The organism is Kineococcus haloalkalitolerans, assembly GCF_050871905.1.
GTDB lineage: Bacteria > Actinomycetota > Actinomycetes > Actinomycetales > Kineococcaceae > Kineococcus.
Genome location: NZ_JBJLSH010000015.1, coordinates 14,832 through 38,964 on the forward strand (window position 1 = coordinate 14,832; position 24,133 = coordinate 38,964).

Annotated in this window: 21 protein-coding genes and 3 tRNA genes; 18 read left to right on the forward strand and 6 right to left on the reverse strand. The window is 77.2% G+C overall.

The features are described from left to right. Positions 1-97 precede the first annotated feature (97 nt). The 3 genes from ACRYMY_RS07915 (at position 98) to ACRYMY_RS07925 (ending at position 3,395) form a co-directional block, all read left to right on the forward strand. Positions 98-1,195, forward strand: a complete 1,098-nt coding sequence (locus tag ACRYMY_RS07915) for a branched-chain amino acid aminotransferase (protein ID WP_432546722.1) — start codon at positions 98-100, stop codon at positions 1,193-1,195. A 60-nt stretch (positions 1,196-1,255) separates the two neighbouring features. Next, the gene (locus ACRYMY_RS07920) at positions 1,256-2,533 is read left to right on the forward strand and encodes an Nramp family divalent metal transporter (protein ID WP_432546723.1); all 1,278 of its coding nucleotides are present in this window, start codon (positions 1,256-1,258) and stop codon (positions 2,531-2,533) included. 61 nt (positions 2,534-2,594) lie between these two features. After that, entirely contained in the window at positions 2,595-3,395 is an 801-nt protein-coding gene (locus tag ACRYMY_RS07925; RefSeq protein ID WP_432546724.1) for a fumarylacetoacetate hydrolase family protein, read from the forward strand. A 12-nt stretch (positions 3,396-3,407) separates the two neighbouring features. On the opposite strand, the gene ACRYMY_RS07930 is transcribed toward ACRYMY_RS07925, so the two are convergent. Further along, positions 3,408-4,097: a hypothetical protein gene (locus ACRYMY_RS07930; protein ID WP_432546725.1), complete on the reverse strand. Its 690-nt coding sequence runs from the start codon at positions 4,095-4,097 to the stop codon at positions 3,408-3,410. 141 nt (positions 4,098-4,238) lie between these two features. On the opposite strand from ACRYMY_RS07930, the gene gltX reads away from it, so the two are divergent. The 4 genes from gltX (at position 4,239) to ACRYMY_RS07950 (ending at position 6,213) form a co-directional block, all read left to right on the forward strand. Then, positions 4,239-5,747 (forward strand): glutamate--tRNA ligase, encoded by a 1,509-nt coding sequence (gene gltX, locus ACRYMY_RS07935; RefSeq protein WP_432546726.1) that lies wholly within the window; start codon positions 4,239-4,241, stop codon positions 5,745-5,747. Between the two features lie 130 nt (positions 5,748-5,877). Beyond that, positions 5,878-5,949: transfer RNA gene (locus ACRYMY_RS07940), tRNA-Gln, on the forward strand. Positions 5,950-6,002: 53 nt separating this feature from the next. After that, positions 6,003-6,075 (forward strand) — tRNA-Glu (locus ACRYMY_RS07945). Between the two features lie 65 nt (positions 6,076-6,140). Next, positions 6,141-6,213 (forward strand) — tRNA-Glu (locus ACRYMY_RS07950). A 52-nt stretch (positions 6,214-6,265) separates the two neighbouring features. Here the strand turns inward: ACRYMY_RS07950 and ACRYMY_RS07955 are convergent. Further along, positions 6,266-6,985, reverse strand: a complete 720-nt coding sequence (locus tag ACRYMY_RS07955) for an IclR family transcriptional regulator (protein ID WP_432546727.1) — start codon at positions 6,983-6,985, stop codon at positions 6,266-6,268. A gap of 71 nt (positions 6,986-7,056) precedes the next feature. On the opposite strand from ACRYMY_RS07955, the gene leuC reads away from it, so the two are divergent. The 3 genes from leuC (at position 7,057) to ACRYMY_RS07970 (ending at position 10,229) form a co-directional block, all read left to right on the forward strand. After that, positions 7,057-8,502 carry a 3-isopropylmalate dehydratase large subunit gene (gene leuC, locus ACRYMY_RS07960; RefSeq protein WP_432546728.1) on the forward strand — a complete coding sequence of 482 codons (1,446 nt, stop codon included), beginning with the start codon at positions 7,057-7,059 and terminating at the stop codon, positions 8,500-8,502. Between the two features lie 25 nt (positions 8,503-8,527). Further along, positions 8,528-9,133: a 3-isopropylmalate dehydratase small subunit gene (leuD, locus tag ACRYMY_RS07965; RefSeq protein WP_432546729.1), complete on the forward strand. Its 606-nt coding sequence runs from the start codon at positions 8,528-8,530 to the stop codon at positions 9,131-9,133. Between the two features lie 421 nt (positions 9,134-9,554). Further along, the gene (locus ACRYMY_RS07970) at positions 9,555-10,229 is read left to right on the forward strand and encodes an HU family DNA-binding protein (protein WP_432546730.1); all 675 of its coding nucleotides are present in this window, start codon (positions 9,555-9,557) and stop codon (positions 10,227-10,229) included. 69 nt (positions 10,230-10,298) lie between these two features. Here ACRYMY_RS07970 and ACRYMY_RS07975 read toward each other — a convergent pair whose 3' ends face one another. Beyond that, entirely contained in the window at positions 10,299-11,843 is a 1,545-nt protein-coding gene (locus tag ACRYMY_RS07975) for a helix-turn-helix domain-containing protein (protein WP_432546731.1), read from the reverse strand. A gap of 149 nt (positions 11,844-11,992) precedes the next feature. Between ACRYMY_RS07975 and ACRYMY_RS07980 the strand changes: the two genes are divergently transcribed. After that, entirely contained in the window at positions 11,993-13,036 is a 1,044-nt protein-coding gene (locus ACRYMY_RS07980) for an NAD(P)H-dependent glycerol-3-phosphate dehydrogenase (RefSeq protein WP_432546732.1), read from the forward strand. 25 nt (positions 13,037-13,061) lie between these two features. Here ACRYMY_RS07980 and ACRYMY_RS07985 read toward each other — a convergent pair whose 3' ends face one another. Next, positions 13,062-14,291 (reverse strand): trans-sulfuration enzyme family protein, encoded by a 1,230-nt coding sequence (locus ACRYMY_RS07985; RefSeq protein WP_432546733.1) that lies wholly within the window; start codon positions 14,289-14,291, stop codon positions 13,062-13,064. Positions 14,292-14,328: 37 nt separating this feature from the next. On the opposite strand from ACRYMY_RS07985, the gene ACRYMY_RS07990 reads away from it, so the two are divergent. Continuing rightward, the gene (locus ACRYMY_RS07990) at positions 14,329-15,477 is read left to right on the forward strand and encodes a D-alanine--D-alanine ligase family protein (protein WP_432546734.1); all 1,149 of its coding nucleotides are present in this window, start codon (positions 14,329-14,331) and stop codon (positions 15,475-15,477) included. A gap of 9 nt (positions 15,478-15,486) precedes the next feature. Here the strand turns inward: ACRYMY_RS07990 and ACRYMY_RS07995 are convergent, their stop codons facing one another. Next, on the reverse strand, positions 15,487-16,047 hold the full coding sequence (locus ACRYMY_RS07995) for a DUF3515 family protein (protein ID WP_432546735.1): 561 nt from the start codon (positions 16,045-16,047) through the stop codon (positions 15,487-15,489). Between the two features lie 8 nt (positions 16,048-16,055). Between ACRYMY_RS07995 and ACRYMY_RS08000 the strand changes: the two genes are divergently transcribed. Continuing rightward, the gene (locus tag ACRYMY_RS08000) at positions 16,056-17,066 is read left to right on the forward strand and encodes a thiamine-phosphate kinase (RefSeq protein WP_432546773.1); all 1,011 of its coding nucleotides are present in this window, start codon (positions 16,056-16,058) and stop codon (positions 17,064-17,066) included. A gap of 75 nt (positions 17,067-17,141) precedes the next feature. Here the strand turns inward: ACRYMY_RS08000 and rpmB are convergent, their stop codons facing one another. Further along, positions 17,142-17,327, reverse strand: coding sequence for a 50S ribosomal protein L28 (gene rpmB / locus ACRYMY_RS08005; RefSeq protein WP_012084282.1), 186 nt, complete (start codon positions 17,325-17,327; stop codon positions 17,142-17,144). 179 nt (positions 17,328-17,506) lie between these two features. Between rpmB and ACRYMY_RS08010 the strand changes: the two genes are divergently transcribed. From ACRYMY_RS08010 to rsmD, 5 genes are read left to right on the forward strand one after another with little or no spacing between them, the layout of a single operon-like run. Beyond that, positions 17,507-18,748 carry a GGDEF domain-containing protein gene (locus ACRYMY_RS08010; protein ID WP_432546736.1) on the forward strand — a complete coding sequence of 414 codons (1,242 nt, stop codon included), beginning with the start codon at positions 17,507-17,509 and terminating at the stop codon, positions 18,746-18,748. A 41-nt stretch (positions 18,749-18,789) separates the two neighbouring features. Next, complete coding sequence (locus ACRYMY_RS08015) at positions 18,790-21,126, forward strand: ATP-dependent DNA helicase RecG (RefSeq protein ID WP_432546737.1); 2,337 nt, start codon at positions 18,790-18,792, stop codon at positions 21,124-21,126. Positions 21,127-21,164: 38 nt separating this feature from the next. Then, positions 21,165-21,830 carry an ABC transporter ATP-binding protein gene (locus ACRYMY_RS08020; RefSeq protein WP_432546738.1) on the forward strand — a complete coding sequence of 222 codons (666 nt, stop codon included), beginning with the start codon at positions 21,165-21,167 and terminating at the stop codon, positions 21,828-21,830. After that, positions 21,827-23,515 carry a DUF6297 family protein gene (locus ACRYMY_RS08025; RefSeq protein WP_432546739.1) on the forward strand — a complete coding sequence of 563 codons (1,689 nt, stop codon included), beginning with the start codon at positions 21,827-21,829 and terminating at the stop codon, positions 23,513-23,515. Before ACRYMY_RS08020 ends, ACRYMY_RS08025 begins: the two co-directional genes overlap by 4 nt. Then, positions 23,512-24,132 carry a 16S rRNA (guanine(966)-N(2))-methyltransferase RsmD gene (gene rsmD / locus ACRYMY_RS08030; RefSeq protein WP_432546740.1) on the forward strand — a complete coding sequence of 207 codons (621 nt, stop codon included), beginning with the start codon at positions 23,512-23,514 and terminating at the stop codon, positions 24,130-24,132. Before ACRYMY_RS08025 ends, rsmD begins: the two co-directional genes overlap by 4 nt. Position 24,133 lies beyond the last annotated feature (1 nt).

The following is a 24,133-nucleotide window of genomic DNA, read 5'->3' on the forward strand; positions in this document are numbered from 1 at the left end:
GCCCCGCGCGGGCCCGGGGCGGGCGCGGGACGACGGAGTACCGTGCCGGGAGCGCCCGCACCGGGCGCGCCCGCCCGCAGCCGAGGAGACGACGCGCATGAGCGCCGAGACCACCGCCGTGAAGTTCCCGCTGACCGCCTCGGCGGCACCGGTAGCGGCGGAGCGTCGCGCGCAGGTGCTGGCCGCCCCCGGGTTCGGCAAGCACTTCACCGACCACATGGCCACCGCGACCTGGACCCCGGAGGACGGCTGGCACGACACGGCCGTCGTCCCCTACGGCCCGCTCTCGCTCGACCCGGCCGCGGCCGTCCTGCACTACGCGCAGGAGGTCTTCGAGGGCATGAAGGCCTACCGCCGCGAGGACGGGTCGGTGTGGGCGTTCCGCCCGGCCGCCAACGCAGCCCGGATGGCGCGCTCGGCGCGGCGCCTGGCGCTGCCGGAGGTCCCGGAGCAGATGTTCCTGGAGGCCGTCACCTCGCTGGTGCGCGCCGACGTGGAGTGGGTGCCCAGCGGCGGGGAGTCCTCGCTGTACCTGCGCCCGTTCATGGTCGCCACCGAGGCGTTCCTGGGGGTCCGCTCGGCCCGCGAGGTGAGGTTCCTCGTCATCGCCTCCCCGGCCGGCTCGTACTTCACCGGCGGCGTCAAGCCCGTCTCGATCTGGCTGTCGCAGGAGTACACGCGCGCCGCCCTGGGCGGCACCGGGTCGGCGAAGTGCGGCGGGAACTACGCCGCCTCGCTGGCCGCGCAGGAGGAGGCCGCCGCGCACGGCTGCGACCAGGTGTGCTTCCTCGACGCCGTGGAGCACCGCTGGGTCGAGGAGCTGGGCGGGATGAACCTGTTCTTCGTCCACGACGACGGCACGATCGTCACGCCCGAGCTGACCGGCACGATCCTGGAGGGCATCACCCGCGCCTCGATCCTGGAGCTGGCCAAGGACCTCGGCCACGAGGTCGTCGAGCGGCGGGTGGGCGTGGACGAGTGGCGCGAGGGCGTCGCCTCCGGGCGCATCACCGAGGTGTTCGCGTGCGGCACGGCCGCGGTCGTCACCCCCGTGGGGCGCCTGGTGTCGCCGGAGGGCGAGGTCGTGCACGGCGCCGAGGCCGGCCCGGTGACGACGGCCGTGCGGCGCACGCTGCTCGACGTGCAGTACGGGCGCGCCGCCGACCCGCACGGCTGGACGACCCGCCTGGTCTGAGCCGGCCGCACCGTCGCCGCGCCCGGCGCGCGGCCCGAGGGGGGAGCGAGCGTGGGAGCGGTGGACGGTCCGACGGGCGAGGTCGACGCGGGCGCGCGCCGGCGCCGGTGGCGGCTGGTCGGCCCCGGCATCGTGGTGGCCGCCACGGGTGTCGGGGCCGGCGACCTGGTCGCCACCCTGGTGGCCGGCGGCCGCTTCGGCTACGCGCTGCTGTGGGCGGCGGTCGTCGGCTGCGTCGTGAAGATCGTGCTGGCCGAGGCCGTCGGCCGCTTCCACCTGGCGACGGGCTCCACCCTGTTCGCCGGGTGGCGCTCGCTGGGGTCCTGGACGACCGCCTACTTCGGCGTCTACGTCCTGGTGTGGGGCTTCGTCTACGGCGCCTCGGCGATGACGGCCTCCGCGCTGCCGCTGGCCGCGCTGTTCGGCGGGGACCTCAAGCCCTGGGCGGTGGGCTGCGGGGTGGCCGGACTGCTGCTGGTGGGGCTGGGCCGGTACGCGCTGTTCGAGAAGGTCGTCACCGTCTGCGTCGGCGTGATGTTCGTCGTCGTGGTGGGGCTGGCGGTCCTGCTGCTCGTCGACCGCGTCCCGGGCGCGGCGGGCGGGTTCGCCCAGGGCCTGCCGGAGGGGTCCACCGTCTACACGCTGGGCCTGATCGGCGGGGTGGGCGGCACGATCACGATGGCCGCCTACGGCTACTGGATCAACGCCAAGGGCTGGCGGGACAGCACGTGGATGCGCGTCATGCGCTGGGACAACCGCGTCGCGTACGCGACCACGGGCGTGTTCGTCCTGGCGATGGTGGTCGTCGGCGCCGAGCTGGTCCACGCGGTCGGCGCCGACATCACCTCCGGCGACGCGGGGCTGCTCGACCTGGACGAGCTGCTGCGCGAGCGCTACGGCGGCGTGCTGTCGGCCGTCTTCCTCGTCGGGTTCTTCGCCACCTCGTTCTCCTCGCTGCTGGGCGTGTGGAACGGGGTGAGCCTGATGGTCGCGGACTTCTGGGCGAACCTGCGCGCCCCGGCCGGGCAGGAGGCCAGCGCCCGCGTGGCCGACGGCACCGCCGAGCGCAGCGCGCCGTTCCGGCTGTTCCTGCTGTGGCTGACGTTCCCGCCGATCGCCCTGCTGTTCCTCGACGAGCCGTTCGGGCTGATCGTCGCCTACGGGGTGCTCGGCTCGTTCTTCCTGCCGTTCCTGGCGGTGACGCTGCTGCTGCTGCTCAACTCCGACCGGACCCCGCGCGAGCACCGCAGCGGGCCGGTGAGCAACGTCGCCCTGGCCGCCAGCGGGCTGCTGTTCCTCGTGCTGTTCGTCGACCAGCTCACCGACCTGGCGGGGTGAGCCGGCACCGGCCCGCGGCGGCCCGGGCGGCGCTCGCGGGGGTCGTCACTAGGGTGGGCGCATGCGCATCGCGAGGTTCACGGCCGGCGGGTCCGACCCGCGCTACGCCGTCGTGGAGGGCCCGGCCGGCGAGGAGGAGCTGCTCGTCGTCTCCGGCGACCCGCTGTACACGCCGCTGAACCCGACGGGGGAGCGGGTGCCGCTGGAGGACGCGCGGCTGCTGGCCCCGGTGATCCCGCGCAGCAAGGTGCTGGGCATCGGGCGCAACTACGCCGCGCACGCGGAGGAGCTGGGCAACGAGGTCCCCGACGAGCCGCTCGTGTTCACCGTCCCGAACACCTCGGTGGCCGGCCCGGGCGACCCGGTGGTGGTCCCGGCGTGGGCGGGCGAGGAGCTGCACTACGAGGGCGAGCTGGCCGTCGTGGTGCGCCGCATCTGCAAGGACGTCCCGCGCGAGCGCTGGCGCGAGGTGGTCTACGGCTTCACCGTCGCGAACGACGTGACGGCCCGCAGCCTGCAGGGCCCGGACAAGCAGTGGTGGCGGGCCAAGGGCGCCGACGGGTTCACCCCCATCGGTCCCTGGATCGAGACGGAGCTGGACCCGGCCGACGTGCGGATCACGACGCGGCTGGTGGACGGCGAGGAGTCCCGCCTCGTGCAGGACGGGCGCACCTCGCTGATGGTCCACGACCTGGGGGCGATCATCGCCCACGTCAGCAGCGCCATGACGCTGCTGCCCGGCGACGTCCTGCTGACCGGGACCCCCGCGGGGGTCGGGCCGGTGCGCGCCGGGCAGCGCGTCGAGGTGGAGGTCGAGGGGATCGGGACGCTGGCGAACCCGTTCGTCGCCCCGGGCGTCTGAGCCCTCCCGGGCTCAGCCCTCGGCGAGGGCGATGACCAGCGTGTCCGTCGCGGTCTGCTTGGAGTAGTCGTCGGCGCCGGGAGCGCTCTGCTCGAGCACGTCGTAGCTGATGACGAGCTCGACGCTGCGCACGCCCTCGGGCACGGCGGGCACGACGAACGACGTGGAGTACCCGTAGGGGGCCATCGCCAGGTAGCCGGGCGCCTGGCGGGCGACGTCGTCGTAGGTGACGGGCGCGCTGACGGCCCCGGAGGCGTCGACGGCCGTGGAGGTGACGCTGACGCGGCTGATGTAGGCGCGCTTGTCGCGCTTGCCGGTGCCCAGCCCGTCGCCGGTCAGGGTGGCGGCGAGGCTGACGGGCTTGGCGGCCCCGTGCGTCCACAGCGACTTGTCCAGCGTGCTCCAGTAGTCGACCGCGAGGCCGAGGCCGCCGGCGCGCAGCTCCCGGTGCGCCGAGCCGAGCGCCAGGTCGTCGTGGACGGGCTCGACGGCCACGGGGGCGACGGCGGGCTCGACGGTCGCCTCCGCCGGCGCGACGGTCGTCTCCGCGGTGGCGGGTGCCGTCCCGGCCGCGGCCGGCGCGCCGAGCGCGTCGACGGCCGAGCAGCCGGAGAGCGCCAGCACGAGCGGGGCGAGGACGAGGGCGGCGCGGGCGCCGGTGCGGCGGGCGCGCGGGACGGGACGGGACGTGCGGTGGCGCACGGTGCCTCCTGGGTCGCGGAGCGGGGTGCGGGTCCCCACGACCGTGACACCGGTGACCGTCCGTGAGCGAGGGCTCCCACCCGGACGGCCCACCCGTGACGCTGAGCGACCACCCTGGTGGGTGCATATCCTGGGCCGGCCATGACTGAGACGCCTGCTGCTCCCGCCTCCACCGCCGTGCGCGTGCGGTTCTGCCCCTCCCCGACCGGGACCCCGCACGTGGGGCTGGTCCGCACCGCCCTGTTCAACTGGGCGTACGCGCGCCACACCGGCGGGCAGCTCGTCTTCCGCGTCGAGGACACCGACTCCGCGCGCGACAGCGAGGAGAGCTACGCGCAGATCCTCGACGCGCTGCGCTGGCTGGGCCTGGACTGGGACGAGGGCCCGGAGGTCGGCGGCCCGCACGCGCCGTACCGGCAGAGCCAGCGGCGCGAGCTGTACGCGGACGTGGTGCAGCGCCTGCTCGCCGCCGGGCACCTGTACGAGTCGTACTCCACGACCGAGGAGGTCGACGCGCGCCACCGGGCCGCCGGCCGGCCGACGGCGCTGGGGTACGACAACCACGACCGCGACCTGACGCCCGAGCAGGTCGCGGAGTTCCGCGCGCAGGGCCGGCAGCCCACCCTGCGCCTGCGCGTGCCGGCCGACCGCGACTACTCCTTCGACGACCTCGTGCGCGGGCGCATCGAGTTCAAGGCCGGTTCCTTCCCCGACCCGGTCCTGGTGCGCGCCAACGGCGAGCCGCTGTACACGCTGGTGAACCCCGTGGACGACGCACTCATGGGCATCACCCATGTGCTGCGCGGGGAGGACCTGCTCAGCTCCACCGGCCGGCAGCTGGCCCTGTACGACGCCCTCGTCGACATCGGCGTCGCGCAGGCGGTCCCGCGCTTCGGGCACCTGCCGTACGTGACGGGCGAGGGCAACAAGAAGCTGTCCAAGCGCGACCCGGAGTCGAACCTCTTCCACCACCGCGACCGCGGGTTCGTGCGCGAGGGCCTGCTGAACTACCTGGCCCTGCTCGGGTGGGGCATCGCCGAGGACCGCGACGTCTTCACCGTCCAGGAGATGGTCGCCGCCTTCGACGTGGCCGACGTCAACGCCTCCCCGGCCCGCTTCGACGTCGCCAAGGCCGAGGCGATCAACGCCCAGCACCTGCGGATGCTGGCGCCGGAGGACTTCCGCGAGCGGCTGGTGCCGTACCTGCGGGACGCGGGCGTGCTGGGCGCCGAGCCGACCGCCGAGCAGCGGGAGCGCCTGGCCCTGGCCGCCCCGCTCGTGCAGGAGCGCATGACGCTGCTGGGCCAGGCGCCGGGCATGCTCGGCTTCCTCTTCGCCGCCGACGAGGACGTGGTCCTGGAGGAGGACGCGCTGGCCGCGCTCAAGCCGGAGGCCCCCGCCGTCGTCGACGCGGCGCTGGTGGCCCTGGAGGAGCTGCCGGAGTGGACCACGGAGCGGGTGGAGGCGGCGCTGCGCGCGGCCGTCGTCGACGGCCTGGGGATCAAGCCCAAGTTCGCCTTCGCGCCGGTGCGCACGGCCGTGACCGGCCGGCGGGTCTCCCCGCCGCTGTTCGAGTCGATGGAGGTCCTGGGCCGCGACTCCTCCCTGGCGCGCCTGCGCCGGCTGCGCGCGGTCCTCGAGCAGCGCTGAGGCCCGGCACCGTCCCGCCCCCGGGCCCCGTCCGCCCCCGCTGCGCGCGGCGGGGGCGGATTTGGGCGGCGGGCCGCGGCTGGGCTACAGTCGTCCTCGCCCGGGCGGTCCGCCGGTCGGGTGATCACCATGGGGTATGGTGTAATTGGCAGCACGACTGATTCTGGTTCAGTTAGTCTAGGTTCGAGTCCTGGTACCCCAGCGCGCGGCAGCGCCGATCACCGAGGAACGTCGACCGGTGCGCTGAGCAGCTAGGGCCCCGTTGTGTAGCGGCCTAGCACGCCGCCCTCTCAAGGCGGTAGCGCGGGTTCGAATCCCGTCGGGGCTACTCCAGCTCCCCACCTCCGGGTGGGGACCGCTGGCCCGGTCCGCCTCGGCGGCCCGGATCGCTGGGGCCCCGTTGTGTAGCGGCCTAGCACGCCGCCCTCTCAAGGCGGTAGCGCGGGTTCGAATCCCGTCGGGGCTACGTGGAAGGCCCCCGGTCACCGACCGGGGGCCTTCGTCGTCCCCGGCGACCCTCAACCCGCTGCGGGTCGCAGGGCGGCCGAGAAGGCCTCCGCGGTGCTCACCACGGCGTCGGCGTGCCGACGCCCCGGGTGGCGCCCGAAGCGCTCGGCGGGCCCGGAGACCGACACGGCCGCGACCACGCGTCCCGACGGCCCGCGCACGGGGGCGCTGACGGAGGCGAGCCCCGGCTCGCGCTCGCCGCTGGAGTGCGCCCACCCGCGCCGGCGCACCCCGGACAGGGCCGCTGCGTCGAAGCGGGCGCCCAGGAGCTCCACCGACAGCCGCTCCGGGTCGTCCCAGGCGAGCAGGACCTGGGCGGCCGAGCCGGCGGCCATCGTCATCGAGGCGCCCACGGGGACGGTGTCGCGCAAGCCGTGCAGGCGGTCGGCGGCCGCGATGCACACGCGGTGGTCGCCGTGCCGGCGGTACAGCTGGGCGCTCTCGCCCGTGGCGTCGCGCAGTCCGCTCAGCAGCGGCCCGGCGACGGCGACCAGGCGGTCCTCGCCCGCGGCGGCCGCCAGCTCGGCGTGCCGGGCGCCGAGGACGAAGCGGCCCTGCAGGTCGCGCCCGACGAGGCGGTGGTGCTCCAGCGCCACGGCCAGGCGGTGGGCGGTGGGGCGCGCCAGCCCGGTGGCGGTGACGAGCTGGGCCAGGGAGGCCGGTCCCGCCTCCAGCGCCCCGAGGACGCGCACGGCCTTGTCCAGCACGCCGACTCCGCTACTCTTGTCCACGGACCGATACTGACGTCTCAGGACGTGAGACGCAAGGACCGCCCGGCGGGCGGGAGGACCGGAGGGGACCGATGGGACGCACACTGGCCGAGAAGGTGTGGGACGAGCACGTCGTCCGCCGCGGGGCGGACGGGGAGCCGGACCTGCTCTACATCGACCTCCACCTCGTGCACGAGGTCACCAGCCCGCAGGCCTTCGACGGGCTGCGGCTGGCCGGGCGCCCCGTGCGCCGGCCCGACCTCACCATCGCCACCGAGGACCACAACACCCCCACGGTGGGCATCGACCTGCCCATCGCGGACAGGACCTCGCGCACCCAGATCGAGACGCTGCGCCGCAACTGCGCCGAGTTCGGCGTCCGCCTGCACTCCCTGGGCGACGCCGAGCAGGGCATCGTCCACGTCGTCGGCCCGCAGCTCGGGCTCACCCAGCCCGGCATGACCGTCGTGTGCGGGGACTCCCACACCTCCACCCACGGCGCGTTCGGCTCGCTGGCCATGGGCATCGGCACCAGCGAGGTCGAGCACGTCCTGGCCACCCAGACCCTGCCCCTCAAGCCGTTCCGGACGATGGCGATCACGGTGAACGGGCGGCTGAAGCCGGGCACCACGGCCAAGGACGTCATCCTCGCCGTCATCGCCCGCATCGGCACCGGCGGCGGGCAGGGCTACGTCCTGGAGTACCGCGGCGAGGCGATCGAGGCCCTGTCGATGGAGGGGCGCATGACGATCTGCAACATGTCGATCGAGGCCGGCGCCCGCGCCGGCATGGTCGCCCCCGACGAGACGACCTTCGCCTACGTCAAGGACCGCCCGCACGCACCCACCGGCGCCGACTGGGACGCCGCCGTGGCGCACTGGCGCACGCTGCGCACCGACGACGACGCGGTCTTCGACGCCGAGGTCGTCCTGGAGGGCGAGGAGATCGAGCCGTTCGTCACGTGGGGCACCAACCCCGGCCAGGGCGTCCCGCTGTCCGGGTCCGTGCCGGACCCGCGGCGCATCGGCGACGACGGCGCGCGCCAGTCGGTCGAGCGGGCGCTGGAGTACATGGGGCTCGAGGGCGGCACCCCGATGCGCGACATCGCCGTGGACACCGTCTTCATCGGCTCGTGCACCAACAGCCGCATCGAGGACCTGCGCGCGGCCGCCGACGTCCTGCGCGGGCGCACCAAGGCCGAGGGCGTGCGCGTCATGGTCGTGCCCGGCTCGGCCCGCGTGCGGCTGCAGGCCGAGGCCGAGGGCATCGACGTGGTCTTCAAGGAGTTCGGCGCCGACTGGCGCCACGCCGGGTGCTCCATGTGCCTGGGGATGAACCCCGACCAGCTCGCCCCCGGCGAGCGCTGCGCCTCCACCTCCAACCGCAACTTCGAGGGCCGGCAGGGCAAGGGCGGGCGCACCCACCTCGTCAGCCCGCTCGTGGCCGCCGCCACCGCCGTGCGCGGCACCCTGTCCTCGCCCGCCGACCTGGAACCGCCGGCCGCCGCTGCGGCCGGCGCCCCCCGGCCCGTCGCCTGAGCGCCCGCACGAGGAGGAGCACACCGTGGAGAAGTTCACCGTCCACCGCGGCGTCGGGGTCCCGCTGCGGCGCACCGACGTCGACACCGACCAGATCATCCCGGCCGTCTACCTCAAGCGGGTCACCAAGACCGGCTTCGAGGACGCGCTGTTCGCCGCCTGGCGCGGCGACCCGTCGTTCGTCCTCAACCAGGACGCCTACCGCTCGGGATCGGTGCTGGTGGCCGGCCGCGACTTCGGCACCGGCAGCTCGCGCGAGCACGCCGTCTGGGCGCTGCGCGACTACGGGTTCCGCGTCGTCCTGGCCCCCCGCTTCGCGGACATCTTCCGCGGCAACTCCGGCAAGCAGGGGCTGCTGACCGGGGTCGTCTCCCAGGAGGACGTCGAGCTCATCTGGAAGGCGCTGGAGGCGCGTCCGGGCACCGAGGTGACGGTCGACCTCCTCGAGCGCACGGTCCAGGTGGACGACTTCACCGCGCCCTTCGAGGTCGACGACTACGTGCGCTGGCGCCTGCTGGAGGGCCTGGACGACATCAGCCTGACGCTGCGCCACGCCGACGCCGTCGAGGAGTTCGAGGCCGCCCGCCCGTCGTGGAAGCCGCGCACGCTGCCGGCCCGCACCGCCTGCTGAGGCCCGCCCCCGCAGCGGCCCGGCCCCCGCGCCCCGGTCCCCGCCCGACGGCGGGCACCGGGGCGCTCGTGCTTCCGGAAGCGTTGCGGTGCAACAGGTCCGTGGCGCTGGCGGTGGGCAGTCGTTGGGGGGCAACGGGCTCGCCGGCGGCCCGGGCAGGCTCCGCGCGGACCGGCCGGAGCCCCGCCCGGTGCCCGCTCGCTGGCCGTCACCGGTTGCAGCGCAAGCGGACTGGGCCGCTCGCGCGCCGTGTCCCTGGTGGACGGCGGTGATCGGCGGTCGTACCGTTGCCCGCGTCGGGCTCCTGCTCGGCCTCGCAGCACCCGTCCGGACGGCCTGCGGGACAACCTGCCGGACGCACCGCTGCCCGCCCCGCCGCACGGCGCGGGCGCTGCGGGGCACTCGCTGAGGAGGAGCACCCGTGAACAAGTCGGAACTGGTCGACGCGCTGGAGGAGCGGCTCGGGGGTCGCAAGCAGGCCACCGCGGCCGTGGAGGCGCTCGTGGACACCATCACCCTGGCCGTCGCCAAGGGCGAGAAGGTCGCCATCAGCGGCTTCGGCACCTTCGAGAAGCAGGCGCGAAACGCCCGCACGGGCCGCAACCCGCGCACCGGCGAGGCCGTCAAGATCAAGAAGACCTCCGTGCCGCGGTTCCGCCCCGGCACCGCCTTCAAGGAGGTCGTCGCCGACACCAAGGCGCTGCGCGCCTGGACGGCCTCGCTGAAGGAGAAGGGCGTCGCCACCGGCGCCGCCTCCCGCCCGGCCGCCGGCGCCGCGGCGCAGAAGGCCGCTCCCGCCGCGCGGGCGGCCACGGGCCGCACGAGCACCGCCACGTCCACCCGCCCGACCGCCCGCACGGCCGCCTCCCGCCCGGCCACCCGCACGAGCGCGACGGGCGCCGCCGCGAAGACCACCGCCGCGAGGACGACGGCCGCCAAGACCGCGCCCGCCAAGACGACCGCCGCGAAGACGACGGCCGCCAAGACGACTGCGGCGAAGACGACGGCCGCGAAGACGGCGACGGGCACCGCGAAGACCGCCGCCAAGCAGACCACCGGCCGCGCCCCGGCCAAGCGGGCCGCCAAGAAGGCCTGAGGGGCCCCGCCCCACGACGACGCCCCCCGGCCGTTCCCGGCCGGGGGGCGTCGTCGTCGGTGGGACCGCTCAGGCGTCGCGGAACGTCTCGATCTGCGCGCCCAGCGGCACCAGGCGCTCGGCGAGCTGCTCGTACCCGCGGGCGATGATGTCGACGTTGCGCAGCACCGAGGTGCCCTTGGCGGCGAGCATCGCCAGCAGCAGCACGACCGCCGGTCGCAGCGCCGGCGGGCACAGGACCTCCGCGCCCGACCAGCGCGTGGGGCCCTCGACGAGGACCCGGTGCGGGTCGAGCAGCTTCACGTTGGCCCCGAGCCGGTTCAGCTCCGTCAGGTAGATGGCCCGGTTGTCGTACACCCAGTCGTGCACCGTGGTGGCGCCCTCCGCGCTCGCGGCGATGACCGCGAAGAACGGCAGGTTGTCGATGTTCAGGCCGGGGAACGGCATGGGGTGGACCTTGTCGATCGGCGCCTTGAGCGCCGAGGGGTGCACCGTGATGTCGACCAGGCGCGTGCGGCCGTTGGCGGCCGGGTACTCCGGGGACAGCTCGTAGCGCAGCCCCATCTCCTCCAGGATCGCCAGCTCGATCTCGAGGAACTCGATGGGCGCGCGCGTCACCGTCAGCTCGGAGTGGGTGACGATCGCCGCGGTCAGCAGGCTCATCGCCTCGACCGGGTCCTCGGAGGGGGAGTAGTCCACGTCCACGGCGATGTCGGGCACCCCGTGCACGACGAGGGTCGTCGTGCCGATGCCGTCGATGCGCACGCCGAGCTTCTCCAGGAAGAAGCACAGGTCCTGGACCATGTAGTTCGGGCTGGCGTTGCGGATGGTCGTCACGCCGTCGCGGCGGGCCGCGGCCATGAGGGCGTTCTCGGTCACGGTGTCGCCGCGCTCGGTCAGCACGACCGGGCGGCGCGGGGCGACGGAGCGGTCGACGACGGCGTGGTAGTTGCCCGTCGTGGCGGTGATGCTCAGCCCGAACGGGCGCAGCGCCACCATGTGCGGCTCGACGGTGCGGGTGCCCAGGTCGCAGCCGCCGGCGTAGGGCAGCTGGAAGGTGTCGTGGCGGTGCAGCAGGGGCCCGAGCATCATGATGATGCTGCGGGTGCGGCGCGCGGTCTCGCCGTCCATGGCGTCCAGGTCGAGGGCCTCGGGGACGTCCAGGACGAGGTCGGACTCGTCGACCCACTCGTAGCGCACGCCGATGCTGGCGAGGACGTCGAGGATGCGGTGGATCTCCAGGATGCGGGCGACGCCGCGCAGCGTCGTGCGGCCGCGGTTCAGCAGCGCGGCGCACAGCAGGGCCACGCCGGCGTTCTTGCTCGACTTCACGGCGATGCTGCCCGACAGCTGGCACCCGCCGTGCACGCGCAGGTGCGTGGGGCCGGGCCGGCCGAGGGAGACGATGTCGTCCTGCAGGGCGTGGCCGATGCGCTGGAGCATCTCGATGGAGACGTTCTGCTGACCGGACTCCATGCGGTGCACGGCGCTCTGGCTGGTGCTCAGGCGCTCGGCCAGCTGGGTCTGGGTCAGTCCGCGGTGGCGGCGGGCGTCCCGGATGAGGGCGCCGACCTCGGACAGGTGGTCGCTCACGGGCTCGGTGGAGACTGCCATGCCCGCCACCGTATCTCACATCTGAGATATCTCCAGGACCCCGATCGGCGTGTCGGGCCAGTCACCGAACGTGATGACGTGCTGCCCGCCCGCCCCGGCGCCGTGCACCGGTGCCGGGCCGGCCCGCTCCTGGTCCTAGCGTGGCAGCCGTGCCCGCTGTTCCCCGCCACCCCCGCCCCTCCCACGCGCGTGTCGCGGTCCTGGGTGCCGGGTCGTGGGGCAGCGCGTTCGCCCTCGTCCTGGCCGACGCCGGCCGCGACGTCGTCCTGTGGGCCCGGCGCGCCGAGGTGGCCGACGAGGTGCGCGAGCGCCACCGCAACAGCGCCTACCTCGGTGACGTGGAGCTGCCCGGCCGCGTCGACGCCACCGCCGACGTCGCTCGCGCCCTGGACGGCGCCGACCTCGTCGTCCTCGCCCTGCCCCTGCAGCGCCTGCGTGAGCACCTCGCCGCCTGGCGCGACCTGCTGCCGCCCGTGCCGCTGGTCTCCCTGGCCAAGGGCGTCGAGACCAGCACCGGCCTGTTCGGCACCGAGGTCGTGCGCGACGCCACCGGCGCCGGCCCCGAGCGCGTCGTGGCCGTCTCCGGGCCCAACCTCGCCGCCGAGATCGCCCGCCGCGACCCCGCCGCCGCCGTCGTCGCCTGCCGCGACGAGCGGGTCGCCGCCGCCGTCGCCGACGCCTGCGCCGCCCCCGCCTTCCGCCCGTACCTGTCCACCGACGTCACCGGCGTCGACGTCGCCGGGGCCCTGAAGAACGTCGTCGCCCTGGCCGTCGGCGTCACCGAGGGCGCCGGGCACGGCGCCAACGCCCGCGCCGCCATCCTCACCCGCGGCCTGGCCGAGACCACCCGCCTCGGCGTCGCCCTCGGTGCCCGCGAGGCCACCTTCGCCGGTCTCGCCGGCGTCGGCGACCTCGTCGCCACCTGCGGCTCGCCGCTGTCGCGCAACCACCGCGTGGGCACCGCCCTGGGCCGCGGCGCCGACCTCCAGACCGCCCTGGCCGCCGCGGGCGGCACCGCCGAGGGCGTGGCCAGCGCCCCGGCCGTCCTGCGCCGCGCCGAGCGCGCCGGCGTCGACCTGCCGCTGACCCGCGAGGTCGTCGCCGTGCTGCGGGCCGAGAGCACCCCCGCCCAGACCGCCGGGCGGCTGCTGGCGCGCGCCCGCACCCTCGACGGGCCCTGGCCGCTCGCCTGAGCGGCCGGGTCCGCCCGGCCCGTCCTCAGGCGCGCGGCGCCACCCGGTCCAGCGCCTGCGCCAGGTCCGCCCACAGGTCCTCGAGGTCCTCCACGCCCACCGACAGGCGCAGCAGGTCCTCGGGCACCACGCCCGGCTCCCCGGCGTGCCGGCGGCGGCGCTCCACCAGCGACTCCACCCCGCCCAGGCTCGTGGCCGGCACCCACAGCCGCACCGCGTCCACCACGGCGTCCGCCGCGGCGGCGCCCCCGGCCACCTCGATCGAGACGATCGCGCCGAAGCCGCCCATCTGGCGGGCCGCCAGCGCGTGCCCGGGGTCCTCCGGCAGCGAGGGGTGGCGCACCCGCGTCACCGCCGGGTGCTCGCGCAGCCGGCGGGCCAGCTCCGCGGCGCTCGCCTGCGAGCGCTCCAGCCGCAGCGGCAGCGTGCGCAGCCCGCGCAGCGCCAGGAACGCCTCCAGCGGCCCGGGGACCGCCCCGTGCAGCGTGCGGTGCCGCAGCAGCGCGTCGCGGTGCGCCGAGCCCTCCGGCACCACCACGGCACCCATCACCACGTCGGAGTGGCCCGAGAGGAACTTCGTCACCGCGTGCACGACGACGTCGGCGCCCAGCTCCAGGGGCCGCTGCAGCAGCGGCGTGGCGAAGGTGTTGTCCACCACGACGACCGCGCCGCGCTCGCGCCCGGCCGCGGCCAGCGCCGCGATGTCGGCGACCTCCAGCAGCGGGTTCGTCGGCGACTCCAGCCACAGCGCGACCGGGCCCTCGACCTCCGCGAGCACCGCCCGCACGCCCTCCACGTCGGTGATGTCGACGTGCCGCACGGCGACGCGGCCCTGCTCGGCCAGCAGCGCCGTCAGCGAGTGCGTGCCGTTGTAGGCGCCGTGCGGCACGAGCACGGTGCCGGTCGCCGGCAGCAGGTGCAGCGCGGCGGCCACGGCCGCCATCCCGGAGGCGAACGTCAGCGCCTCGCCGCCCTCCAGGGCGCCCAGCGCCTCCTCCAGCGCCGACCACGTCGGGTTGCCGAAGCGGCCGTAGCCCATCGTCGCGCCCTGGGGACCGGCGGTGGCGCCGGTGACCAGGGAGCCGCCGCCCACGTACGTCGCCGACAGCGACACGGGGACGTTGAGCTCGGCGTCGTGGGCGCGCGGCGGGCGGCCGGCGACCACCGCGACGGTGGCGGGGGACAGCGGGCGCGGCCCGGGGGTGTCGCGCTGGTCCTGGGGGTCGCGCTGGTCCTGGGGGTCCTGTCGTGGCACGGCAGGAGACAACCACACCGCCGGTAGGGTCCCCGCGATGACTCCCTCCGGCCCGAGCGCGAAGCCCCGCGTCGCCGTCCTCTTCGGCGGCCGCTCCTCCGAGCACGCCATCAGCTGCGTGACGGCCGCGAGCGTGCTCGCCGCCGTCGACCGCACCCGCTACGACGTCGTGCCCATCGGCATCACGCGCAGCGGGCAGTGGGTCCTCGTCGACGACGACCCCGAGCGCCTGCGCATCGTCGACGGCAAGCTGCCCGAGGTGCCCGCCGCCGGGGAGCGCGTCGCCCTGGCGCAGGACGTCGACGCGCGCGCCCTGCACCGGCTCGACGTCCCCGCCGTGGCCGCGGACCTGGGGGTGGACGTCGTCTTCCCCCTCCTGCACGGCCCCTACGGCGAGGACGGCACCCTGCAGGGCCTGCTGGAGATGTCCGGCACCCGCTACGTCGGCTCCGGCGTGCTCGCCTCGGCCGCCGGGATGGACAAGCAGGCCATGAAGACGATGCTCGCCGGCGCGGGCCTGCCCGTGGGCCCGTGGTGGTGGGGCACCGCGCGGCGCTGGGAGGCCGACCGCGAGGCCTGCCGCGCGGAGGTCGCCGCCCTCGGCCTGCCCGTCTTCGTCAAGCCCGCCCGCGCCGGCTCCAGCATCGGCATCACCCGGGTCGACGAGCCCGGGCAGCTGGACGCCGCCGTCGACGCCGCCCTCGAGCACGACCCGAAGTTCCTCGTCGAGGCGCGCGTGAGCGGCCGCGAGGTCGAGGTCGGCGTCCTGCAGGCGCCCGACGGGACCCTCACGGCCAGCCTGCCCGGCGAGGTCGAGGTCGTCGACGGGCGCGCCTTCTACGACTTCGAGGCCAAGTACCTCGACGCCGCCGCGGTGCGGATCAGCTGCCCGGCCGACCTGCCCGCCGACGTCACCGACGCCGTGCGGCGCACCGCCGTCGAGGTGTTCGCCGCGATGGGCGCCGAGGGCCTGGCCCGCGTCGACCTGTTCGTCGACGTCGACCCGGTCCCGGGCGAGGGGGGCGACGGCGCCGCCCGGGTCGTCGTCAACGAGATCAACACGATGCCCGGGTTCACGCCCACGTCGATGTTCCCGCAGCTGTGGGCCGCCTCCGGCGTCTCCTACGAGGAGCTGGTGGACCGCCTGCTGCAGCAGGCCCTGCACCGGCCCGCCGGGCTGCGCTGAGCGGTGCGCTCACAGGCAGGTGCGGGTCTGCCGGATCGCGGCCACCGGCCCGGCCAGGTCCACCAGCTGCGCCGTGGCGCCGCTCGCCCCGGCGGCCCCCGCGTCGCCGAAGCGGACCGTGACCTCCACGGCCGGCTCGCGCCCGTAGGTCAGGAAGCGCACCGCCCGGTCGCTGCGGGCGTCCACGACCCAGTCCACCGAGGACTCCGGGTCCGGCCCGACGGGCACGCACTCCTTCGTGGTGGGGCCCAGCACCTGCGCGCCGCAGCGCAGGACGACCTCGCGGCCACCGGGACCCTCCCACACCGCCACGCCCGCGGCGCCCTGCGGGACGCGGCCCAGGACGCCCAGGCTCGCGGGCAGGTCGTCCAGCAGCGCCGCGCACTCCGGGGCGCCCGCGGCCGGGGCGGCCTCCACGCCCGACGTGCCGCTGCGGTAGGCCCACAGCGCGCCCGCCGCCACGGCGAGCACGACCAGCGCGACCCACAGGCGCTGGCGGGCCGGTGCGGGCGGGGCGCTCGCGGCGTCCGCCCGCCCGGGCACGCCGCCGCCGGGAGCCGGGGACGTCATCGGGAGGCATCGTGACACCCGCCGGACCGCTGCTCGTCGGGGACCTCGACGAGCAGGGGCTGCTGGACCGCGTCGTGCCGCTGCTGCCGCGCGAGGCCCTCGTCGGCCCCGGCGACGACGCCGCCGTCGTCGCCGCCCCCGACGGGCGCGTGGTCGTGACGACCGACGTCCTCGTCGAGCACCGCGACTTCCGCCGCGACTGGTCCAGCGGCGCGGACGTCGGCTGGAAGGCCGTCGCGCAGAACGTCGCCGACGTCGCCGCGATGGGCGCGCGCTGCACCGGGCTGGTCGTCGCGCTCGGTCTGCCCGGGGACGTCGAGGTGGCGTGGGTGGAGGACTTCGCCCGCGGGGCCGCGCAGGCGTGCCGGGCGCTGGGCGCCGTCGTCGTCGGCGGCGACCTGTCCGGCGCCGCCGAGGTCGTCGTCTCCGTCACCGCCCTCGGCGACCTGGCCGGGCGCGCGCCCGTGCTGCGCTCCGGGGCGCGCCCCGGGGACGTCGTCGCCGTGGCCGGTGAGCTGGGGCGCTCGGCGGCCGGGTGGCACCTGCTGCGCGCGCACGGGCCCGGGGGGCCGGACGGCGCGGGCTGGGGCGCCGCGGCCGACCTCGTGACCGCGCACCGGCGCCCGGTCCCGCCCGTGGCGGCCGGCCCGGCCGCCGCGGCGGCCGGGGCCGGCGCCCTCATGGACGTCAGCGACGGCCTGCTGCGCGACGCCGGGCGCACCGCCGCCGCCAGCGGCGCCGACCTCGACCTGGACCTGCGCGGCGGCCCGCTGGGCGCCTGGTCCGCGGCGCTCGCCGCCGCCACCGGGGTGGACGCCGCCACCGCCGACGGCTTCGTCCTCACCGGGGGCGAGGACCACGCCCTGCTGGGCTGCTTCCCGCCCGGCGTCGTCCTGCCGGCCGGCTTCCGGGCCGTCGGCCGGGTCGTGGCCCCGCGCGGTGGTGCGCCCGCCGTCACGGTCGACGGCTCGCGCTGGGACGGGCCCGGCTCCGGCTGGGACCACTTCGCCCGCGGGTGACGGGCGGCGTGAGCGGCCCCGGACGCGACGAGGGCCGCCCCCCGGGTGGGGGACGGCCCTCGGCCGGTCAAGGGGTCAGCGGGTGACCTTGCCTGCCTTCAGGCAGGAGGTGCACACGTTGAGGCGCTTGGGGGACCCGTTGACGGTCGCCCGGATCCGCTGGATGTTCGGGAGCCACATCCGGTTGGTCCGCCGGTGCGAGTGCGAGACGCTCTTGCCGAAGCCAGGGCCCTTGGCGCAGACGTCGCAGGTGGCAGCCACGGGGAACTCCTGGGGTCGATCCGATGGGGTGTGCGCGCCGGCTCCCGAACGCTCGGGCGGGCGACGCGACGGCGCCCGGCCGTCCGGACACCGCGGACAACCATAGCCGAGGCGCGCCCGTGCCCGCGAACCGCCCGTCCGGCCCTGCAGCCGTGGACCGCCGCTGCCGATGGACGGACGTGGACCAGCCGTCGACCTCGCAGCCGTCGACCCCGCTGCCGGCGCGGCGCCGCAGCGGCGGGCCGCGCTGGTGGACCCCGCGCGAACCCGTGGCCGCCACCCGCGTCGTCGGGCTCCTCGCGCTGTGCGGCGCCCTCTACAGCGTCGTCAACGGCCTCGTCTCGCCCGAGGTCCTCGGCCAGCGCCCCGGCGGCTGGGCCGCCACCGTCGGCGCGGCGGCGGTGATGGCGCTGGCCAGCGCCTGGCCCGTCGCCCGCCCCGAGCGCTGCCCCGGGTGGGCGGCGGCCCTGCTCGCCTCCGGCGCGGGCCTGCTCGTCCTCCTGCTGGACGTCTTCACGCAGGACACCTCCTTCGGCGCGCAGGTCTACCTGGGCTGGCCGGCGCTCTACGCCGCCTACCACCTGCGCCGCGCGGCGGCCTGGCTGATGACCGCGCAGGCCGTCGTCGCGAACGCCGTCCTGCTCGCCGTGCTGGAGGGGGCCGCGGCCGTGGCCCGCGACGTGCCCGCGCACCTGGCCACCTTCGCCGTCGTCACCGCGATGCTCACCGGCGCCCGCGACCGCACCGACCGCCTGGTGAACCGGCTGCGCCACGACGCGGGCACCGACGCCCTGACGGGGCTGGCCACCCGCCGCGTCTTCGACGCCGTGCTCACCGAGCACCTGGCCGCCGGGCGCGCGTGCGGCGTCCTGCTGGCCGACGTCGACCACTTCAAGCGCGTCAACGACGTCGACGGCCACGCCGCCGGCGACGCCGTCCTGCGCGCCGTCGCCGACCAGCTGCGCGCGGTGTGCCGGCGCGGGGACGTCGTGGCCCGCTACGGCGGCGACGAGCTGGCCGTCGTCCTCGTCCACGACGAGCACGACCCCGACGGCGGGCCGCTGCGCGCCGACGCCCTGCACGCCGTGGCCGAGCGCTTCCGCGCCGGGGTCGCCGCGCTGCGCCTGCCCCGCTCCCCGCTGGCCCCGGCCGACGGCGTCGACGCGCTGCGCCCGACCGTCAGCGTCGGCCTCGCCGTCAGCGTCCCCGGCGACGCCGGGCACCCGCCGGCCCCGCACCAGCTCGTCGCGCGCGCCGACCAGGCCCTGTACGCCGCCAAGCGCGCCGGCCGCGACCGGGTCGCCCGCGCCGGGCACACCGCCGACGCCGCGCCCGGGCCGGCGCCGCGCGTGCCCGCCCCGGCCCCGGCCGCGGACACCTCGCCCCTCACCGTCCGCAGCACCGTCCACGAGCGCCGGTGAGCCGCGGCGGGGCTGTGGGCGCGCCGCAGTAGCCTGCCCGCGTGGACGAGCTGGACGCACCGCTGTCCAGCCGCCTGGGCGCGCGCACGGCCGCGCTGCTGGCCGAGGAGCTGGGCCTGGCGACCGTGCGCGACCTGCTGTGGCACCTGCCCCGCCGCTACGTCGAGCGCGGCCAGGTCACCCCCGTCGGGGACCTGGAGGCCGGCGAGCAGGTCACCGTCGTCGCGCGCGTGCAGGAGGTCGCCGCCCCGCGGCCCATGCGCGCGCGGGCCGGTGCGCTGCTGCAGGTCACCCTCACCGACGGGCGCACCCCGATCGGCCTGACGTTCTTCGCCCGCCACGTCAACCAGTTCGCCCACCACCGCCGCGAGCTCGTGCCCGGGCGCACCGTCGTCGTCTCCGGCAAGGTCGAGCGCTTCCGCCACTCCCTGCAGCTGGCCCGCCCGGACTACCAGGCGCTGCCCGACGGGGTCGACGACGCCGGGGTCGTCGTCGACCGTCCCGTGCCGCTGTACGCGGCCACCGGCAAGGCGGCCAGCTGGAAGGTCGAGAAGGCCGTGCGCGCCGTCCTGGACCCCCTCGACGAGCGCGCCGACGGGATCCCGGACGTCCTGCCGGCCGAGCTGGTGGCCCGCCACGGCCTGCTGGGCCCGCTGGCCGCGCTGCGGGCCGTGCACGCCCCCGACACCCGCGAGCACCTGGCGGCCGGGCAGCAGCGGCTGCGGTACGAGGAGGCGTTCGTCCTGCAGACCGCCCTGGCGCAGCGGCGCCACGAGGCGGCCGCCGAGCGCGCCGTGGCCCGCCCCGGCCGCGCCGGCGGGGTGCTGGACGCCTTCGACGAGCGGCTGCCGTACCCGCTGACGGCCGCGCAGGCGCGCGTGGGCGAGGAGGTCGCCGCCGACCTGGCCCGCGACCACCCCATGCAGCGCCTGCTGCAGGGCGACGTCGGCGCCGGCAAGACCCTCGTGGCGCTGCGGGCGATGCTGCGGGTGGTCGACTCGGGCGGCCAGGCCGCGCTGCTGGCCCCCACCGAGGTGCTGGCCGCCCAGCACCTGCGCTCGCTGACCGCCGCCCTGGGCGACCTGGCCCGCGGCGGGCTGCTCGGCGGCGACGAGCGCGGCACCCGCGTCGTGCTGCTGACCGGCTCCCTGGGGGCCGCGGCCCGGCGCGAGGCGCTGCTGGCCGCCGCCAGCGGCGAGGCGGGCATCGTCGTGGGCACGCACGCCCTGCTGCAGGAGCACGTGCAGTTCGCCGACCTGGGCCTGGTCGTCGTCGACGAGCAGCACCGCTTCGGCGTCGAGCAGCGCGACGCGCTGCGCCGGCGCGGCGGGCGCACCGCCCACCTGCTCGTCATGACCGCCACCCCCATCCCGCGCACCGTGGCGATGACCGTCTTCGGGGACCTGGAGACCTCCGTCCTGGACGAGCTGCCGCCCGGGCGCGCGCCCGTGACCACCACCGTGGTGCCGCTGCAGCGCACCTCCTGGGTGGACCGGGTGTGGGAGCGGGTCGCGGAGGAGGCCGCGCGGGGCCGGCAGACGTACGTGGTGTGCCCGCGCATCGGCGAGGAGCCCACCGACGGTCCCGACGCCGCCGCGAGCGCCCCCGCGAGCGTCCCCGCGGCCGCGGACCTGGAGCCCGGTGCCGACGCGCTGTGGGACGAGGAGCCGCCGGAGGAGGAGCCGCCCGCCGGGGGAGCCCAGCGCCCCGCCGCGGCCGTCCTGGACGTGGTGCGCACCGTGCGCGAGCACCCCGCGACCAGCGGGCTGCGCACCGAGGTGCTGCACGGGCGCCTGCCCGCCGCGGAGAAGGAGGACGTCATGCGCCGCTTCGCCGCGGGCGAGGTGGACGTCGTCGTCGCCACCACCGTCGTCGAGGTCGGCGTCGACGTGCCCACGGCCTCGGTCATGGTCGTCGTCGACGCCGACCGGTTCGGCATCTCCCAGCTGCACCAGCTGCGCGGGCGCATCGGCCGCGGCGGGCTGCCCGGCACCTGCCTGCTGCTGACCGGGGTGGAGGAGGGCTCCGCGGCCGGCAAGCGGCTGAAGGCGCTGGCGGCCACCACCGACGGGTTCGCGCTGGCCCAGGTCGACCTGGAGCAGCGCCGCGAGGGCGACGTGCTGGGCGCCGCGCAGTCCGGGCGGCGCACCTCCCTGCAGCTGCTGAGCGTGCTGCGCGACGCCGACGTCATCGCCGAGGCCCGCCGCGACGCCACCGAGCTCGTCACGCGCGACCCGGCGCTGACGGGGCACCGGGCGCTGGCCGCCGCGGTCGCCGAGCGAGTCTCCGGAGACACCGAGCTGTTCTTGGGGCGGGGTGGACCCCCCGGGCGGCGCGCGCCCCCCGCACGTCCGGGCCGCGGTCCGAGCCGCTGCTGAGCCTGCGGGAGCTGTCCGTCGGCTGGAGCGCCGAGCCGGTGTGCGCCCCCGTCACCGTGGACGTGGCCGCGGGGGAGGCGGTGTGCCTGGTCGGCGCCAACGGCGCCGGCAAGTCCACCGTCCTGCGCGCGGTCGCCGGCCTGCTGGAGCCGCTGGCCGGTCAGGTCCTGCTGGACGGGCAGCCCGTCGACGAGCGCTCGGCGTCCTTCCGCCGCCGGGTGGCCTGCGTCTTCGACGAGGACGCCTGGTTCGCCGAGCTGTCGGTGGCCGAGCACCTGGAGCTCGTCGCCCGCGGCCACGGCGTGCGCGACGTCGCCGCCGTCGTGGACGCCGAGCTGGCCGCGCAGCGGCTGGAGGGGGCCGCGGACCAGCTGCCCGTGTCGCTGTCCAGCGGGCAGAAGCGCCGCCTGCTGCTGGCCGCGGCGCTCGTGCGCCCGCGCGCGCTGCTGCTGCTCGACGAGCCCGAGCAGCGCCTGGACCCGCCGGGCCGCGTCGCGCTGCTGGAGCGGCTGCGCGCCGAGCGCGACGCCGGCACCGCGCTGCTCGTGGCCACCCACGACACCGTCCTGCTGCGCGGCCTGGCCGACCGCGCGGTCGTCGTCGACGACTCCGGGGACGCCGGGGACGCCGGGGACGCCGCGACCGGCTGCCGGGTCGTGGACGCCGAGGAGGCCGCCCGCGTGGTCTCGGACCCCGTCGCGTGAGCGCCCGCACCGACCCCGTGGCCGTCCTGCCCGGCCCCGCCGCGGGCGCGGCGCTGCCCACGCGCCGGGACCTGGTCCGCGACGCCAGCCCCGCGCGCGCCCTGCGCGGGCTGCGCACCGCCCTCACCGACACCTACACGACGGTGCTCGAGGTCGGCATCGCCACGCTCCTGCTGCTGGGGGCCAGCTCCTCGCTGCGGCAGGCGCTGCAGCGGGGGCTGGCCGAGCCGGCCGCCGGACCCGGCCCGGTCACCAGCACCTCGGCCGTGGCGGCCGCCGCCGGGCTGGCCGTCGCCGCCGTCCTGATGCTGCTGGCCGCGCTGTGCCGGCTGGGTCCGGTCAGCCTGCCCGCCGCCCCGACGACGTGGTGGACGCCGCTGCCGGTGGCGCGGGAGGCGCTGCTGCGGCCCGTCGTGCGCCGGCGCGCGGCCGCGCTGGCCGCCGCCGGGGCGCTGACGTGCGCGTGGGCGGCCTCGGTGGCGCTGGGAGCCACCGGGACGGCCGGCGCGGGGGCGGTCGTCGCCGCCGTGGCGGGGGCGGCTGTGCTGGGCGCCGCGCTGGCCACCGGCGGCCTCGCGCTGCTGCTGCCGGTGCTGGTGCGGCACCCGGCGCGCGCGTCCACGCCGCGGCTGCTGCGGCGCGCGGCCGCCCTGGACGCCGCCGCCGCGGCCCTCGTCGTGCTCCTGGCCGTCTCCGCGGCGGCCGCGGTGCCGGTGGCGTCCGTGCCGCCCGGCGCGCTGGCCGTCCCGGCGGCCGCTGCGGCCCTGGCCGCGCTGGTGGCCCTGGCCGGTCCCGGGCGCCGCGCGCACCGCGACGCGGCCCGGACCCCGGCCGCGGCCCTGCGCCGGGGCTCGGCCCGCCTGACGAGGCTGACCGCCTCCGTGCTGCAGCTGGACCTGCGCGAGGTGGGGCGGGCGCTGGCCGCCGACGGCCCCTCCCGCGTGCGCTCCGCCCGACCGGTCGGCCGGCGCGCGCCGCGCGTGCGGGGGCCGCTGGGGGCGGTGCTGGCCGCCGACCTGCTCCTGCTGCGCCGGCAGCCGCGCCGACCGGCCACGGCCGCCGCGCTGGCGCTCGTCCCGCTCGTCGTGGCGGCGGCCACCGCCGCCCACCCGGGCGTGGTGGCGCTGCTGCTGTGGGCGGCCGGGTACGCGGCCGCCACCACCCTGTCCGAACCGGCCCGCAGCGCGGTCCTGGTGCCCGCGGCGGTGCGCGCCCTGCCGGTGGACGCCCGCGCCGTCCTCCTCGTGCGGCTGCTGCCGGTCGCCGTGCTGTGCGCGCTGTGGGGCGCGCTGGCCGTGCCGCTGGCCGCGACGACGTCGGGCCTGGTCACCGCGAGCGGCCCCACCGCCTGGTGGGCGTGGGCGCTGCTGGGGGCGCTGGCCGGGCCCGGCTGGGCGGCTGCGGCCCTGCGCGGGGCGCTGCGCCCGGACCCCGACCTGTCGCGCCCGCAGGTCGTCACGGCGATGGGCGCCGTGCCCACCGCCGCCGTGGCGGCGGTCTCCACCGGCCCGGACCTGGCGGTCCTGGCGACCCTGCCGCTGCTGCTCGCGCTGCTGGCCGGCGGCGCCGTCGGCCTGGTCGTGGAGGGCCAGGTGCTGGCGACGCTGGCCGCGGTGGCGATCGGCTGGGGCTACGCCGCGGCGCGCGCCCGGGCCCGCGAGCCGCGCGCCGGGGCCGCCTCGTGACCCGCATCGTCGCCGGCGCGGCCGGCGGGCGGCGGCTGAAGGTGCCACCGGGGCAGACCACCCGGCCCACCAGCGACCGGGTGCGCGAGGCGCTGTTCTCCGCGCTGGAGGCCGCCGGTGCCGTCCGCGGCGCGCGCGTGCTCGACCTGTACGCCGGCTCGGGCGCGCTGGGCCTGGAGGCCGCCAGCCGCGGCGCCGAGCGCGTCGTGCTCGTCGAGGCCGACCGCCGGGCCGCGCAGGTGGCCCGCGCCAACGCCGCGGCGCTGGCCCTGCCGGGGGTGCGGGTCGTCGCCGACCGCGTCGAGCGCCACCTGGGCGCCGCGGCGGCGGCGGGGGAGCGGTACGACCTGGCCCTCCTGGACCCGCCCTACCCCCTGGGCGAGGACGAGCTGGCCGCCGTCCTGGGCGCGCTCGCGCCCCTGCTGGCGCCCGGCGCCACCGTCGTGGTCGAGCGCAGCACCCGGTCCCCGCGCCCGCGCTGGCCGGACGCGCTGGAGCCGGGCCGCGAGCGCCGCTACGGCGAGACCGCGGTGTGGACGGCCCACCGCGCCGACGACGCGGACGACGACCGCGACGGCGGCGGGGGAGAGGACGGCGACGGGCGGACGGACGGCTAGG

What these genes read in the sequence shown, in the direction of transcription:
- ACRYMY_RS07975 (WP_432546731.1), bottom strand. Translation starts at nt 11,843, where the DNA reads ATGGCAGTCTCCACCGAGCCCGTGAGCGACCACCTGTCCGAGGTCGGC.
- ACRYMY_RS07990 (WP_432546734.1), top strand. Translation starts at nt 14,329, where the DNA reads ATGACTCCCTCCGGCCCGAGCGCGAAGCCCCGCGTCGCCGTCCTCTTC.
- ACRYMY_RS07915 (WP_432546722.1), top strand. Translation starts at nt 98, where the DNA reads ATGAGCGCCGAGACCACCGCCGTGAAGTTCCCGCTGACCGCCTCGGCG.
- leuC (WP_432546728.1), top strand. Translation starts at nt 7,057, where the DNA reads ATGGGACGCACACTGGCCGAGAAGGTGTGGGACGAGCACGTCGTCCGC.
- gltX (WP_432546726.1), top strand. Translation starts at nt 4,239, where the DNA reads ATGACTGAGACGCCTGCTGCTCCCGCCTCCACCGCCGTGCGCGTGCGG.
- ACRYMY_RS07925 (WP_432546724.1), top strand. Translation starts at nt 2,595, where the DNA reads ATGCGCATCGCGAGGTTCACGGCCGGCGGGTCCGACCCGCGCTACGCC.
- ACRYMY_RS07995 (WP_432546735.1), bottom strand. Translation starts at nt 16,047, where the DNA reads ATGACGTCCCCGGCTCCCGGCGGCGGCGTGCCCGGGCGGGCGGACGCC.